13 protein-coding genes are annotated in these 15,109 nt (G+C 42.9%); 9 read left to right on the top strand and 4 right to left on the bottom strand.

Annotated elements, in window-relative coordinates; genetic code table 11:
- The first annotated feature begins 157 nt into the window (after positions 1-157).
- Positions 158-823: a CAP domain-containing protein gene (locus NSQ91_RS20230; protein ID WP_081391877.1), complete on the top strand. Its 666-nt coding sequence runs from the start codon at positions 158-160 to the stop codon at positions 821-823.
- Between the two features lie 425 nt (positions 824-1,248).
- Here NSQ91_RS20230 and NSQ91_RS20225 read toward each other — a convergent pair whose 3' ends face one another.
- From NSQ91_RS20225 to NSQ91_RS20215, 3 genes are all read right to left on the bottom strand, one after another.
- Positions 1,249-2,355, bottom strand: coding sequence for a GerAB/ArcD/ProY family transporter (locus tag NSQ91_RS20225; RefSeq protein ID WP_076127252.1), 1,107 nt, complete (start codon positions 2,353-2,355; stop codon positions 1,249-1,251).
- 268 nt (positions 2,356-2,623) lie between these two features.
- The gene (locus NSQ91_RS20220; RefSeq protein ID WP_179088187.1) at positions 2,624-3,793 is read right to left on the bottom strand and encodes a Ger(x)C family spore germination protein; all 1,170 of its coding nucleotides are present in this window, start codon (positions 3,791-3,793) and stop codon (positions 2,624-2,626) included.
- Positions 3,794-3,798: 5 nt separating this feature from the next.
- On the bottom strand, positions 3,799-5,379 hold the full coding sequence (locus tag NSQ91_RS20215; RefSeq protein WP_256715792.1) for a spore germination protein: 1,581 nt from the start codon (positions 5,377-5,379) through the stop codon (positions 3,799-3,801).
- Between the two features lie 336 nt (positions 5,380-5,715).
- Between NSQ91_RS20215 and NSQ91_RS20210 the strand changes: the two genes are divergently transcribed.
- The 7 genes from NSQ91_RS20210 (at position 5,716) to hcp (ending at position 13,561) form a co-directional block, all read left to right on the top strand.
- Entirely contained in the window at positions 5,716-6,930 is a 1,215-nt protein-coding gene (locus NSQ91_RS20210) for an MFS transporter (RefSeq protein ID WP_076304551.1), read from the top strand.
- Between the two features lie 129 nt (positions 6,931-7,059).
- Positions 7,060-7,785: a LytR/AlgR family response regulator transcription factor gene (locus NSQ91_RS20205; protein WP_076304552.1), complete on the top strand. Its 726-nt coding sequence runs from the start codon at positions 7,060-7,062 to the stop codon at positions 7,783-7,785.
- The gene (locus tag NSQ91_RS20200) at positions 7,786-9,108 is read left to right on the top strand and encodes a sensor histidine kinase (RefSeq protein WP_076304553.1); all 1,323 of its coding nucleotides are present in this window, start codon (positions 7,786-7,788) and stop codon (positions 9,106-9,108) included.
- A gap of 110 nt (positions 9,109-9,218) precedes the next feature.
- The gene (locus NSQ91_RS20195) at positions 9,219-9,827 is read left to right on the top strand and encodes a CPBP family intramembrane glutamic endopeptidase (protein WP_076190720.1); all 609 of its coding nucleotides are present in this window, start codon (positions 9,219-9,221) and stop codon (positions 9,825-9,827) included.
- A gap of 201 nt (positions 9,828-10,028) precedes the next feature.
- Positions 10,029-10,586 carry a cysteine hydrolase family protein gene (locus NSQ91_RS20190; RefSeq protein WP_076127240.1) on the top strand — a complete coding sequence of 186 codons (558 nt, stop codon included), beginning with the start codon at positions 10,029-10,031 and terminating at the stop codon, positions 10,584-10,586.
- Positions 10,587-10,774: 188 nt separating this feature from the next.
- Positions 10,775-12,175: an MFS transporter gene (locus NSQ91_RS20185; RefSeq protein ID WP_143762721.1), complete on the top strand. Its 1,401-nt coding sequence runs from the start codon at positions 10,775-10,777 to the stop codon at positions 12,173-12,175.
- A gap of 93 nt (positions 12,176-12,268) precedes the next feature.
- Positions 12,269-13,561, top strand: coding sequence for a hydroxylamine reductase (gene hcp, locus NSQ91_RS20180; protein WP_076182902.1), 1,293 nt, complete (start codon positions 12,269-12,271; stop codon positions 13,559-13,561).
- Positions 13,562-13,698: 137 nt separating this feature from the next.
- Here the strand turns inward: hcp and NSQ91_RS20175 are convergent, their stop codons facing one another.
- Positions 13,699-14,457 (bottom strand): SDR family NAD(P)-dependent oxidoreductase, encoded by a 759-nt coding sequence (locus NSQ91_RS20175; RefSeq protein ID WP_076304554.1) that lies wholly within the window; start codon positions 14,455-14,457, stop codon positions 13,699-13,701.
- A 135-nt stretch (positions 14,458-14,592) separates the two neighbouring features.
- On the opposite strand from NSQ91_RS20175, the gene NSQ91_RS20170 reads away from it, so the two are divergent.
- Complete coding sequence (locus NSQ91_RS20170) at positions 14,593-14,964, top strand: MerR family transcriptional regulator (RefSeq protein WP_076127234.1); 372 nt, start codon at positions 14,593-14,595, stop codon at positions 14,962-14,964.
- The last annotated feature ends 145 nt before the right edge of the window (positions 14,965-15,109 follow it).

Raw genomic sequence — 15,109 nt, 5'->3', positions numbered from 1 at the left:
ATTAGGGATGAATAAATCAGGGGTACTTTACAAAAACTTTATTCGATTAAGTCACTACTTTGCCAAATCAGGAGGGGTTCTTATTAAACCATTTATCGTAATAGTAGCGCTATTACTCGTTACTGCTTGTTCGGGTAATAACTCGGCCAACAACCAAATGACAACTCAACAAACGAAGGTTGACAATCATGCTCGTAAAACTACCTCAAGTTCAACTTTAACGCAAGCATCTTCCATTTCCACGGAGAATGCAGGGAATACAACAATTAAGACTAAACAAGTTCCTGGCGATGTAACGAAATGGCTGGATGGGTTCATCCGTACCAATCCACCTACAGGAAGCACAACAGATCAAACAACGTATCCGCAGCAGTCGGCGAAACCACAATATTCTGCAAATCCGCAACATTCTGCTGTCCCACAGAAGTCTGCAAATCCACAACCATCCACCAATACATCCCAATCGGTACAGCAAGTATTGGATCTGGTGAATAAAGAAAGAACGAATGCAGGCTTGAAGCCTCTTAGCTTAAATAGCGAACTTTCGAAAATGGCTTTGGCTAAAGCGCAGGATATGTATGACAATAACTATTTTGACCATCAGTCTCCTACGTATGGATCTCCGTTTGATATGATGAAAGCATTCGGGATCTCATACAATTCAGCGGGGGAAAATATCGCCAAAGGTCAGTCGAGCGCAGAAGAAGTAATGAACCAATGGATGAACAGTCCTGGTCATCGTGCCAATATCCTGAATAGTAGCTTTACAGAAATTGGAATAGGTTACTATAACAGCGAGTGGGTTCAAGAATTTATTGGTTAGAGCGAGTAACGTAATAAACTTAACAGGGGTGTCCTAATAAGCTAAAAGTGGCTGTTGGGCATCCCTACTTTGCTTCGTTTGATCCAATAACACTTGCACAGACCAAGCCCATCGGACACAGCTGACCTTAAACGTGTCATGGGTCTATATTTTGCATCCTAGCGGACTGTATAGCAGCTATTCCCATAAAAAAACACTCAATATGAGTCTTTTTATATGAGATAGCGTCAGTGGAGTCCTAAACTCTGCTCCACAGGCCAAAAAATTGCAAATAACGTCCTCTGGGTCCAGAAATCTCAGAATCTTCAATCGCGATGGCAAGCAATTATGTTGAGCAATACTTTTGCTGGCGGGCTGGATCCAAGAAAAGAAGAAGCTGAAGTCTGCGAAATGAGATAGGGGATATTGAATCCGTTTAGAACGGGTTATTTTTTGTGTTGATTTATATGATAACGAATAAAAGTGACCAATAGAATTAGAAGAAACGGCAGGATGTAAGCTAGGTTAGTGATCAAGGGCCATGTAGTATTCACGATTTTCTCAAGCTCAGACTCCTGTGTGTAAGTCGTTACAGATAACAGCAGGCAGACAAAAGCAAGTGGGAAAACAATTAAACGTTCATCCTTCAATCTCAGAAGCTCCTTTAGTACTTTAATAAGAATAAGCAGCAGGATAGAAGCCTTGAAATAGAAGCCGATAATGAGTGAAAAACCAATCACGGATTCGATTCTTTCAATGGTTTCCTGAAAATAAATGAGTCTCGCCAACTGATATAATGAATATTTCAAGCTGCCGGACAGTGGTCCCAATACCATAATACTGCTAATGACAGAAGCAATTAACGTCAGGGCATTGATGATGAGTGCAAGATACATCTGTTTTCCCAGTTTAGAATTGTCTTCTTTACGCACGAACGGTAAAATCATCGAAAAAACGATAAGCTCGGAATAGGGGAAGCCATAGACTACATATGCAGCGCTTAGGATAGGCCTAAATCCATCAGGCATGATGGGCAGTAGGTACTCGGGATGATACAACCCTGCTACGAGTATCCAGACTAAGATGATAAATCCGAACATTAGTGACATTAGGACGGCTGCCATGCGTGCAATTACTTCGATTCCAGCTAGAGCTGTCATCGCAATCGTTATAAAAAACATGGTATTTACCGCGTAAGTGGGCGTTTCTTTTAACATCGTACTTTTGAAAAAGGTTCCGATCTCAATTACAATTCCTGCGACATTCCAAAACAGCACACAAGTGAAAGGAATCAGGAGGACGAGGGTCAGTCCGTTTCCAAGTACGGAGCGGCTTTGTTCCACAAGCGAAAGATCTGGCGCTCGTCGGTTCAAATATAGAATACCGGAAAGCAGAGCCATTCCTATGGCAGAGGCGATTAAGAGGGATATCCAGGCTCCGTTGCCAGCAAAGTTAGTTAGTGACGCAGGGACGATAACGATTGAGGAACCGGTCATAAAGAAGAGAAACAGCATGGACATTTGGATCGAACTAACACGTTCTTGCTTATTCATACGTTCCTCCTCATTCTTTAAGCTTATGAAATGGCAGGGTTGATCCAATGGACGATGTGCTCAGCTGGAGCCGTGAATAAATTGAAGATGGAATCTAAATTGGGCCATGGCTTAGCTGCAATAAAGATAAATCCGAGATAAAGTACGGGTAGTAATAATACTCCATAAACTACTCGATCGCGGATGGAGGCTTGTCTAAACCTTGGGATGTCATGGGCTAGCATAGCGGAAGCTAATAAGAGAACGCAGATTATTTTTCCCACCATAGCTACTTCTCCTTTGTTCCAAATATTGTGCCTGAGTTCATTCCAGTGCTTAACACTTTGACATCAACGTTGATATCGAACTGAGTCTGGGCGAATGTATCCTTCCATTGAGGCTCTAGTTGTTTCCACAGCTGCGGATTTTTCCGGTAAATCTGATTGCCAATTCCGAGTGCGTCGATCTTTTTTGTTTTCAAAAACTTGGTTGCGTGCTCAACCTGTTGTTCAACCTGAGTTATGATACGCTGCTCAAAAAGCTTCATGTCCTTATTGTTTTTTAAATGTGAGCAACGTAATTCTCCGATCATTCCTTCAATAGCAATGTTTACACCGACGGACACAGAACCATTTTTTACGATTGGAGTAAGCGTACTGTTGAAGGTAAGCACTTCAAGCGTTTCTTTTTTCCGAAGCGGTACTTCGGTCTCATCCGGGCAAGGAAATTCTAGTACTCCATAGATATATCTATCCGTCAGCATCATGAATGCTTCGGTATCCTTCTCCTTTAGAATGTCAATCATTTTACCGTCATGAATTACAGCCAGCCCAGATATCAATGGTTTATGATCCAAACTGGTCTTATGCAGGTAAGGGATGATGGAAGTATTGGAGGGGCTACACATTTGTATAGCCAGCTCATAGAGAGGAATCTTGGAAGTTTTTGCGGCATATAGAGCACCGCTCGTCTCCATTCTCTTATACTGTTGACCAATGGTCTGCTCGATAAACGGGTTGATATCTAAAAATGGTGCCGCAGATTGCTCAGCGATGAGAGGAAGAACGGTACCACGCGGTTCTTGATCCCTGGAGAAAAAATCAAGTACCTCCCGGATGTTCGTGGTTCTGGCTAGTTGCTCCCCGATTAATATGACACGCATATGATCCCATTTGGCTTTTCGACCAAATTTTGCCGGGATCTCCCTTATTGCTTCAAAAAAGGTTTCTCCACTCGTAACGATATTAATTCCCTTGGACGCTGGATCCCCTGCTTGTCCCATTTCTATTTTGGTGGAAGGATTATAGAAATGTGTCGTGATTACAATCCGATTGTCTTCGCTTTGGTCAATGGCGACCGCCTGCACATACCCATACTCGTCCAATTCTTTATTATCCCAGCATCCGCTAGTTAGAGTGAGTACAAGAAGGGAAATTAGTATGGTAGTAAGCCGCTTCACTATATCTACTTCCTTCCCGAAGTCTTTTTATATAGGTGTCGATTCCGTGGTGAATGAAGCAGCAGTCTTCTCGGAAGTAGAAAAATAGAATCACGTACTCTTTTAAGATCTAACGGAGCTAACGAGTCTAAATACGGTTCTCCTAAAGAGCGCAAGGTAGCCAGATGGAGATAAATTAGAATAAAACCGACCATGATGCCAAGTCCTCCGAATGTTGCCGCGAGAATCATTAAGGGAAACCGTAAAATCCGCAGCGCAATTGCCATATTGTATTGAGGTAGCGCAAATGAGGCAATGCCCGTCAAAGCGACGACAATGACCATGACCGGAGAGGCAATCTGCGATTGAATAGCAGCTTGTCCAATGACCAAAGCCCCAACGATACTGACGGCCGATCCAATCGGTCTGGGTAAGCGTATGCCCGCCTCTCTCAATAGCTCAAAGAAAAACTCCATGATCAAAGCTTCAACCATAGCCGGAAAGGGGATTCCTTCGCGTGTGTTTAGAATAGCAAGCAGCAGAACCGTGGGAATTAGTTCGGAATGGAAGTTGGATAAGGCAATATAGGTACTGGGTAACAGCAGGGCGATGATGAAGGCAGCGACCCTAATCAGTCTTATCAATGATGAAAAAATAGTCCGGTAGTAATAATCTTCGCTATTCGTAAAAAACTCCATGAAATTCCCGGGACAGATCAGAATGGAAGGACTTCCGTTAACCATAGCAATAATCTTCCCGTCTAGCAGAGCTGTTATAGCTGTATCCGGTCGTTCTGTATAGCGGACTTGTGGAAATGGTGAGTAGAGCGAATCACCGATCCACTCTTCGAGATAGGAGACGTCAAGAATTTCTTCCTGATCAATACTTGCTATCCGTTGTTTGAATTGATTTAATGTTTCTGCTTTGACTACTCCATCCAGATAACCATAGGACAACGTTCTTTGAACCTGCTTACCAGAGGTAAAGAACTCGAACTTAAGATTAGTAGATTTCAGCAAACTACGAATAACACCTACATTACGCTCCAAGCTTTCTATAAAGCTGACGTGGGGACCTTGAACAGTAGGCTCTGAAATGGGCTCAGAGGTTTGGCGCTGTTCTACATCGAAGGCATAATAGGCAACGGCTTTTTGCCAACCTGTAAAGAAAAGGACAACTTTCCCATCAAGAATCCCCTTAATGGCTTGACCGATATTGTCCATTAATTCAAGCAGCGGTGATGAAACACCATTTTTTTCAAAATAGGAGATGACATCTTCAACGGTTACGTCCAAGGTGGGACCCAGCTCATGCGGAACTAAATTCTGCAAGACATCTTTAAAATAATTTGTAGGGTCAGACTTAGTAAGTGTATTGAAATAGACGGATGAGGCTTCATACTTAAGATCCGGGCCATAATGCCATGGAATAACCTTTAGGTCCGAACAATTGGCAAAACATTTATTAATAATCTGTAAGTTGTCTTCGAGAGACGCAGAGATAGCATGGGAAAAAAGATCCTTCATTGAAAGCTCATTTTCGGCTTCCAATTGAGGGTGCACCTTAGGATTAGACGGAGGTGTCTTGGCGTTAAAAAATTTCCGCATGCAATTCTCCTTAAATAAATGAGATGTTAAGTGATTTTTATCTTCTCCCTTATTTAGGAATTTATTCGGAAGATAGAGATAGATCAAATTTTTCGTAAAAAGAACAATTGGAACTGGCTCAGGGAAGAGATGCGATGTTATAATGAACATAATTTTTTCCAGGAGGTGCTCCTTGTGACCCATTCCATTCGTTTATGGTAATCAGTGGTGCAAGACAAGTGGACTCATTCATTTTTTTGAGATATGGAAATGAGTTTATTTGTGATGTGCCTGTTTCAGTGTGCCTATGCTCATGGAATGAGTTTATTTAAGTTTTTAATCAAAGGAGATGACCTTATGCAAATACAATGGAAAAAAGCCTTCGCCCTTATTTTTAGCGGACAGATTTTCTCGATTCTCACGAGTTCGATGGTTCAATTCGCGGTGATCTGGCACTTGACGGAATCGACAGGGTCAGCGGCAGTTTTGATGATTGCTGGGTTGGCAGCGTTTTTGCCGCAAGCGGTCTTGGGTCCTTTTGTAGGGGTCTGGCTGGACCGTTGGAATCGTAAAATAACGATGATTATTGCTGATAGCGCAATTGCGCTCTTCAGTCTGATACTAGGTATTTATTTCATGTGGGGGGAACCGGGACTTGGCTTTGTGTATGTCATTCTGAGCCTGCGTTCGGCGGCATCAGCCTTTCATGCTCCGGCTTTTCAGGCGGCTGTACCGTTGATTGCACCTGAAGAAGAATTGACAAGAGTCGCGGGCTGGCAGCAGATGGTGTTCTCTTTCTCGAATGTAATGGGTCCTGCACTTGGGATAGCGGTTTACTCGGCAACTTCGCTCGGGGCAGTATTACTACTCGATGTGGCCGGGGCTTTGATTGCGAATCTGATGCTGTTCATGGTGAAGATCCATCAGCCTAAAGTGGAGGCTACAGTTGCGCCGTCTTTCGTTCAAGAATTCCGTTTGGGTTGGAACGCACTCATTCAAGCGAAACCCATTGTGTTGATTACGGGGGCTACTGCGGTGTTTAGTATCGCATTTATGCCATTGGCGACACTGTTTCCTTATATGACATTGTCTCATTTTGGCCGTGGAGGATACAGTGCCAGCCTGGTGGAAGCGGTGTTCAGCATCGGGATGATTTTAGGTGGTCTGCTATTGTCGATGTTCTCATCTAAATGGAGCGACATTAGCTATATGAGCGTAGGTCTGCTAGTCATCGGTCTTACCTGTGTGATCAGTGGTTTGATTGGTCCGAATGCATTTGTGATTTTTGCCATTCTCTCGTTCTTGATGGGCAGTGCGGCACCCTTCTTCAATGGTCCCTTCATGGCGATGATCCAACGTTCTTTTGAACCCGAGATGCTTGGGCGTGTCATTTCACTCGTGACCAGCATTATGATGTTGTCTTCGCCAATTGGGCTGCTGTTGGCAGGACCTGTGGTGGATCGATACGGTGTGCAGCTATGGTTCCTCGGTTCAGGAATTGTGGTGATGCTGACCGCTCTGTTTATTTTCATCCAGTTTCGGCGGCTGGCGTCCGCGATTCCGATGAATTGACTAGGGTAAAAACTTCCCTGTAAAAAAGAGTTTATAGGCCGGTCCGAGAGGATCGGCTTTTTGGCGGTTCTTCATATTTTTTCAAATTATAATATGATAGAATTACGTTCACTTGGAGGGATACATAATATGAATCTTCACATTGCTATCTGTGACGATCAGAGGCAAGATGCCTCGCGGTTGGAAGAATTACTCATGAAGCAGATAACCAGCCTGCAAGGGATGACTGCCTCTATTGAGATTTTTGAATCAGGCCAAACCCTGCTTCAGGCAATGACGAATACCGCATACGATATAGTTTATCTGGATATGGAGATGCCCGAGTATAACGGTATAGAAGTCGCAGAGAAGATCCGGCTCAAAGATGCCAGGGTATTAATTATCTATGTCACCAGCCATACAAGTTATATGAGAAGAAGCTTTGCGGTTCATCCCTATCGCTATCTGCTGAAACCCATTGATGAACATGAACTGCAGACCGCCACAGTCAAAGCCATTCAGCAATGCATGCAAAGAAACAACGTGCTGTCATTCTCAATCCATCATATGAGCTATAATTTAAGGGTAGATGATATTATGTATATCACGGTAGAACGAGGCAAAAAATTGGTCCTTTGTACTGAACAAGGGACTTACTCGTATTATGGCAAACTGAGAGAGTTGGAAGGACAGCTGGGATCACATGATTTTTGTCGCGTACATACGGGATTCCTAGTAAATTGGCTGTATGTTCGTTCTTTAAGCAAAGAACTTATTCAGCTGAAGAACGGGGTGGAGCTTCCCGTCAGCCGCAGTAGAAGCTCTGATTCTTTACGGTCATACCATGCCTTTATAGAAAAGAGGCTCTTAAGATAAATGTCTTTCATCCGGGAGATTAGTCCTTACTTTTTTGGTGTATTTATGCTCGTCCTTATATATGTCCCGCAAGGGGTCACATTTTATATTTTTCTCAAGAAATTCCTGATCCTGAGCAGGAGCAAACAGTCATTTATAGGTTGTCTTATTATCTTTTATATAATTAAATCGCTTACCGCTGCTAGCTTACCTCTAGTTGATTCGGTCATCCTTCACCTGCTTGTGTATAGTCTGATTACCATTATTTATTTCCGCGGCAGTGTGCTACAAAAGCTGTTCTTTAGCAGTTTCTATACAGTGTTTACGGTGGTTATTGAGATGCTGGTATGGTCTGGGATTCAGCATATCCCACTCAATGCCGAGGGAATAGATACAGTTAATTTCTGGTGGTTATCTTTTGCTTTCCTATTTGTTGTTTTGCTAAGCATCATGTTATGTCTGCTATTGCTGCGGTTGTTCAAAGTGGATACCACAACGTTACTGTCGAATCAGGATTGGGCTGTGCTGAATCTTGTTTCGGCGGGTTCTTTGCTTATTATTATTGTGAATCTGAGACATTCCAGTGATAAACCTTTTGATATTCCGTTTGATTTTGTATTCATCCTGCTTGGGATTCTTGTAATTAATGTGGCTGTAATGTTTATATATCAAAAGTTAATGAAACGGATGCAAATAGAATTGCATAATCATTTGCTTCAGCAGCAAGTGAAGGATTACACGAGTAAACTGAAAGATAATCAGGAAGCACAGCGTTTGCGGCATGATCTGAACCATGTGTTGATCCTTATTCATTCTCTGCTGGATGAAGGAGCTGTACAAGAAGCCAAGCGATATATTGCGGAGCTTGCTTCGACACAGGAGGCAGGAGAAAAGTATATTTCTTCTGGAAATATAGCTATTGATGCCATCTATAATGAGAAGTTCGCCAAAGCCGAGCTACATCAAGTTACAATGCAATCTCATTTTTGCATCCCGCAAGACCTGTTACTTGCAGGCAAAGAGGTTGAAATTGCAATTATTTTAGGCAATGCATTAGATAATGCAATCGAAGGGGTTCAGAGATTACCAGAGTCAGAGCAGAATGTTATTGGGCTGGAAGTGATTTATTGCGACGGGTTATTGGTGATTTCTTTAAAGAATCCTGCATCTCTGCTTACAGAGGACGGGCAGGGCTCTTTTTTGTCCAGCAAGCGGAACTTTGGGCGTAGAGGGTTCGGAATCGAAAGCATTGAGTATGCGGTTCAACAGCTTCAAGGAAGCGTCAGTTTCAGATATGAGAATGGGCAGTTCATGATGTTGGCGGTATTACCACTGCCTGAGTAGCAATCCGCAACCAACTACTCCACCTAACCTGCAAGTTACGGTCTCTTCCCGCTGGTAAGCAGCGGTCCATGATATATTGAGGCTGTTCTTATTAAAGGGAGGGTATTCCGTTGACATTGTCATTGCTCATCAGTGCAGTCCTTCAGCTCATCTTATTCAGCATCATTCCCTATACATACTGGTTTTTTACAAGCAGAACAACTTCATCCTTTGCCATGTGGATTGGCTGGAAGAAACCCCAATTGCTTTCTAGGAAGCAGTTCATACTATGGTTTATACTTACCATGACTATATTCACCAGCCTGGGAATGCTTACAGCAATCTATATGCTGGATAAGAATACTTTGGCCAGCTCACAGTTTTATGGTACAGGTCTTAAAGGTTTGATTCCGGCATTGATTTATTCTTGGTTGCAGACTAGCTTGTCCGAAGAGATTCTGTTCCGCGGCTTCATTGGTAAACGGTTAAGTTCGAAATTCGGATTCGGAATTGGAAACTGTGCTCAAGCTTTATTATTTGGTGTCGTACATGCTGTACTGTTATACAGCAGTTCCGGATTATTGAATTCTGCTGTTGTAATGATTCTTACAGGTTTTGTGGGTTGGAGCATCGGAATGTTGGATGAGAAATTATCCGGCGGTTCGATCATTCCAGGTTGGGTTCTGCACGGGCTGACTAATCTGATTTCCACCATTTTTATGATGTATCAATGGATGTAGCAATCAAAGTTTTTAGAGAGTACATTTTAAAAATATGGTAAACTAAAAAAGTCTTAAATTATAAGATTAAAGTTTATATACCATTTTTATTGGGAGGTAGATATTATGAAAAACAATGTCAGCTTGCAAAATGATATGGGGATAACGTTTAACTGATCAAGCGTGTTGACGTTTCCCCACCATTCGAAAGGGGAAAATCATTTGAATCAGGTATTATTAATCATCGATGCACAACAAGAATTAATGGATGGAAACGAAAAGGAAAGTGCAGTATTCAATAAAGAGCAGCTTATCCGGAATATTAATAAAGTGATTGAACAAGCAAAAGAAGCCGATGTCGAAGTTGTGTTCGTTAGGGATCTAGATGTCGCTGAAGGAACAGGTACAGGCTTTCAAGTTCACAATGAAATCAACAGGTCTGCAAATGCCAAAATCTTTGATAAGCTGGCAACGAATTCTTTTCACGGAACTGAGCTGCTACAATATCTGAAAGATCAGCAGATTGAGCATGTGGTGATTATGGGATGTAAAACTCAACACTGCATCGATACTGCGGTTCGGACGGCTACGGTTAGCGGCATGGATGTTACATTGGTCGGAGATGGTCATTCTACAACGGACAATGATGTTTTAAGTGCAGAACAAATCATCAAGCATCACAATAAAACATTACATGGGCACTACAATGTCGAACATTTTTCTATGGTCAGAAGTTCCGAAGAAGATTTGTTTCGCCCAACGCATGACTCTTATAGATAATAATTCAGTGGCGGCACTTAAATGTGCCGCTTTTTGCTGTTTCGCAGGACCTCTGATTTTCCTCACCTATACTGATAGACATATTCGCCTAAACCATTTCCATCCCATCTTTATGGGATTGTTATTGCAAGGGATCTACTTATAATTGTTAGTAATTCTTAAACAATATGAGTAGGGACGGGATCAACATGATGGCAGCAAAAGATATAGAGTTTAAAAGCACACACGGGCAGCGGCTGGGAATGATGGCGGCTATTTGTATGGGGGCGTTTATTTCCCATTTTACAGCTGGAATTGTGAATGTGTCGCTTCCTTTTATTGTGAATTATTTTCAGACAGAGCTTGGGAAGGGATTATGGATCACAACAGGTTATCTGCTAGTGATTACGGCTCTTCTTCCTGTTATGGGGAAACTAGGCGACCGTTATGGTTTTCGCCGGATTCACAATCTTGGATTTATTATTTTTACTGTGGGTTCTGTCCTAGTCGCTTTTTCACCTAATCTGCCAATATTGCTAACGCTCAGAGTTGTACAAGGAGTAGGAGCTGCAATGTTTCAAGCAACTAATATTGCACTCATTACCATTCATATGCCGAAAGAGCAAAGAGGTCGTGCACTCGGAATTTTAAGTACAGCTGTCGCGCTGGGCGGGATGACGGGACCTATAGCGGGAGGTTTGATTGCAGAGTGGCTGAGCTGGAAATGGTTGTTTTTAATCCATGTTCCTGTGGCGATTGTGGCTACAATTATGGCATATCGGTACATACCGAACCGTGTGCAAGAGCGCAAGCCGGGTGCTATCAGCTTCGTGGGGGCCAGCTTGTTTATGGCATTCATCACCTTGGTCCTTCTCGTAATAACAAATGGGAGCAAATGGGGCTGGGTGTCCGTGCGGACAATGACAAGTTTGGTGGGGGTTTCCTTGTTGTTGATTACTTTTCTATTCTGGGAGCGGAAGCAAAAGAATCCTTTTCTACCCTTACAAGCATTGAAAATTCCAACTGTAGCGGGAGGCTTGATCGTTAGCTGTGCCTCTTTTATTTTATCTAATACATTGCTTGTCCTCATTCCATTTTATTTGATGGGGACTTCGGCTCCGTTCTCGTCATCTACGACAGGATATATTATGGCGGCTTATCCCATTGCCTTGGCGTTTGCAGGTCCTCTCGCAGGCTACTGCTCCGACCGTTATGGCTCTCATCGTTTGATGCTTATGGGACTGAGCTGCATGGGAAGCGGGTTTATCTTGTTACTGGTGTATTTAGATCATATACCGATTTATGGAATCGCGGCGATTCTATCTCTTATTGGCCTTGGTATGGGGCTCATTGCCTCTCCTAATAATAGCTTCATTATGCAGCAGACACCACGGGAACACGTGGGTTCGATTGGCGGATTAATTGCTTTAACAAGAAATGCGGGTATGGTCTTTGGCTCAGCACTTGGACTTGGTGTGATGAGTGGAGAGACAGGACAAGGGAGTCAGTTGCAGGCGTTCAAATTGGTTTTTGAGATTAATATTTTCATTTGTTTAAGCGTTATTGTATTAATGGTTGTTATAAATAGAAGGACATTTAAATCTGCTTGATCTAAAAAAATGTGTGTGTAATCACAACTCAAGCTTTGGTGTTCTGTTACGTTGGAAGTAACGAATGATTATCTAGATATGGAGGATAACGATATGTTTTGTTACCAATGTGAACAGACACCGAATGGCGGATGCACCGTTGTAGGGGTATGTGGCAAAAATGAAACCATTGCGAGTTTGCAGGATACGATGATTTTTGCATTAAAAGGAATTGCAGCGTATGCGACACATGCCCGGCAGCTAGGATATAGCGATCCCGAGGTGGATCGTATCACCCACGAAGCTTTGTATATGACGTTGACCAATTCCAACTTTAATACACAGGAACATTTGGAGATGGCTATGAAGGTCGGGGAAGCGGCGGTTCGCATCATGGATGTACTGGATCGTGCGCATACGGACCGCTTTGGCATTCCGCAACCGATCACAGTCAGTCAGAACAAAATTGAAGGTCAATGTATTGTTGTAACAGGACATAATTTATATGCGCTGGAGGAATTACTGCGGCAGACAGAGGGGAAAGGCATCAACATTTATACCCACTCAGAAATGCTGCCTGCGCATGGATATCCTGCACTCAAAAAGTATAAGCATCTGAAAGGCAACATCGGCAAAGCATGGTATGATCAGCGTAGATTGTTCGAGCAGTTTCCCGGTGCAATTCTTGCTACCACAAACTGTGTAATGCCGATTAAAGGCACGTATGCAGACCGCTTTTTCTCATATGAAGTAGCGGGGCTGGAAGGTGTAGAGAAAATAACGGGCGACGATTTCTCCCCATTAATTAATCGTGCGTTGTCCCTACCTGCGGCTGATGTAGAGTCAGATCTGGTACTTACGACCGGATATCATCATGAAACTGTAATCGGGTTAGCACCAGAGATCATTCAAGCTGTCAAAGACGGGCATATCCGCCGGTTTTTCGTCATTGCTGGCTGTGATGCGCCAGGTACTGGCGGGAATTACTACCGTGAGTTGGCGACTTCCTTACCGAACGATACTGTCATTTTAACGACTTCTTGCGGAAAGTTCCGCTTTAATGACGTAGATTATGGCACCGTTGGAGACACCGGTATTCCACGTTACATTGACCTTGGGCAATGTAATAATTCCGGTTCTACAGTGAAGATTGCTATGGCTCTGGCTGAGGCATTTGAGTGTACGGTGAACGAGCTGCCTGTCAGCATCGTGCTGTCTTGGTTTGAGCAAAAAGCAGTAGCCATTCTGCTAGGCTTGTTCAGTCTCGGCATTCAGGACATTCGCATCGGACCAAAGCCACCCGAGTTCATTTCACCAGGTGTACTGGATGTTCTGGTAGAGCTTTTTGGATTGAAGCTAATTACTACTGCTGAAGAAGATATGAACGCGATGTTGGCGTTGTCGTAGAGTAAAAATCAAAGGTTGCCGCCCATAAGGGATTGGCAGCCTTTTTTTGATAGGGGATTTAGGTGATACATCATTGTCGAAGCATAGCGATCCGTAATGGATGGTAATGCTTCTTAACTTGCCATTACAAGATGAGCTTATCGCGTGCTCGCCACATAATTATAGAGGGTATCTCTCAACTCGAACTCGTACGTCAAACCATTAACAATCCCCACAACATGATCGTTATCATACAGGTCAAGCATGAATCCAGCCATGTCCTTCGCGGTATGATATTTCGGCACAGTCCCATGATATTCGAATTCGGGGATATCGAAAGAAAGCTTCGCGAATTCTGTTTCTGTTGCGGCAGGTGCTAGCACTTTAGCCTGCATAAGTGCACCTTGACTCTTCAACTCATGAGAGAGTCCTTCAGTAAAGGCACTCACATAGAACTTAGTCGCACAGTACGTAATGGCATTTCCCACAATCGTATAGCCGCCACCGGATGAAACGTTGATTAATTGTGTTCCTTCAACATTGGAATAATCACGAACGAATAGAGAGGAAAGGATCGTCAACGATTCAATGTTCAGATGCAGCATTGCAGAAATTTTATCTAAATCTTGCTTGGCCACTGAAGCGAAATTTCCAAACCCCGCATTGTTGATCCAAGTTTCGATTTCGAACCCTTGTAGATCCTCATAAAGCTTATAAGCATTACTAGAAACGGATAAGTCAGTTACTCGAATAACGACATCTACATCGGGGTAGTTATGATTGATTTCAGATTTTAGCTCCTCCAGTTGCTCCCTTCTGCGGGCTGTAACAATTAAGTTTTTACCGCGAGCCGCAAAGGCTAGAGCGGTTTCATAACCTATACCTGAACTGGCGCCTGTAATTACAGTATATTTCATGTGAATTCCTCCGTTTTTACAAGAATATTTAGTGTTTCAACAACGATGTAATCATAAAGCTTAGAGTTTACTCTAAGTCAAATATTTTTTATAATTATGGGGACTCTTAAAATCAACATAGATTCGGGGGCTTGTATGTATACGATCAGCGATGTAGCCAAATTACTAGGGATTACCGCATATACACTGAGATATTATGAAAAGGAAAAGATTATTGCTCCGATACGGAATGCGAATGGAGAAAGAATATATGATGACTCCAATCTTGCTTGGCTGCGATTTGTGATGAGGTTGAAACAAACCCAAATGCCGATCTCACAAATTAGAGAATATGCGCAGTTATATTTAGAAGGAGAGCATACGGCCCAAGCCCGCTTGAACCTTCTTGAGAATCATAGTAACTCTATACAGAGCCAAATCAGAAACTTAACAGCCACAGAGAAGATGTTGAAAGACAAAATTGCAGCCTACAAAAATTCCCTTGCGAAAGAGACAGGCATTTACTAAGCAGGCGACATAAAAGTATGCCAATGATTACGATAATTGTGAGATCAAAAAAAGGGCCCTCACGATTCATTGATAGACGCTAGTTCCGCACGTATGTTTGCGGATCAGCGTCTTTTGCTTTTGGGCTAGGCTCCGGCAAAATAGC

It is taken from the genome of Paenibacillus sp. FSL R7-0048 (assembly GCF_038004505.1).
Classification (GTDB): Bacteria; Bacillota; Bacilli; order Paenibacillales; family Paenibacillaceae; genus Paenibacillus_AQ; species Paenibacillus_AQ odorifer.
Note: the sequence above shows the minus strand (reverse complement) of the source record. Positions and strands in the feature narration are given on the sequence as shown.

Excerpts from the sequence above, each read along its gene's own strand:
- NSQ91_RS20230 (WP_081391877.1), top strand. The coding sequence starts at position 158 with ATGACAACTCAACAAACGAAGGTTGACAATCATGCTCGTAAAACTACC.
- NSQ91_RS20175 (WP_076304554.1), bottom strand. The coding sequence starts at position 14,457 with ATGAAATATACTGTAATTACAGGCGCCAGTTCAGGTATAGGTTATGAA.
- hcp (WP_076182902.1), top strand. The coding sequence starts at position 12,269 with ATGTTTTGTTACCAATGTGAACAGACACCGAATGGCGGATGCACCGTT.
- NSQ91_RS20210 (WP_076304551.1), top strand. The coding sequence starts at position 5,716 with ATGCAAATACAATGGAAAAAAGCCTTCGCCCTTATTTTTAGCGGACAG.
- NSQ91_RS20225 (WP_076127252.1), bottom strand. The coding sequence starts at position 2,355 with ATGAATAAGCAAGAACGTGTTAGTTCGATCCAAATGTCCATGCTGTTT.
- NSQ91_RS20170 (WP_076127234.1), top strand. The coding sequence starts at position 14,593 with ATGTATACGATCAGCGATGTAGCCAAATTACTAGGGATTACCGCATAT.
- NSQ91_RS20185 (WP_143762721.1), top strand. The coding sequence starts at position 10,775 with ATGATGGCAGCAAAAGATATAGAGTTTAAAAGCACACACGGGCAGCGG.
- NSQ91_RS20215 (WP_256715792.1), bottom strand. The coding sequence starts at position 5,379 with ATGCGGAAATTTTTTAACGCCAAGACACCTCCGTCTAATCCTAAGGTG.
- NSQ91_RS20200 (WP_076304553.1), top strand. The coding sequence starts at position 7,786 with ATGTCTTTCATCCGGGAGATTAGTCCTTACTTTTTTGGTGTATTTATG.
- NSQ91_RS20205 (WP_076304552.1), top strand. The coding sequence starts at position 7,060 with ATGAATCTTCACATTGCTATCTGTGACGATCAGAGGCAAGATGCCTCG.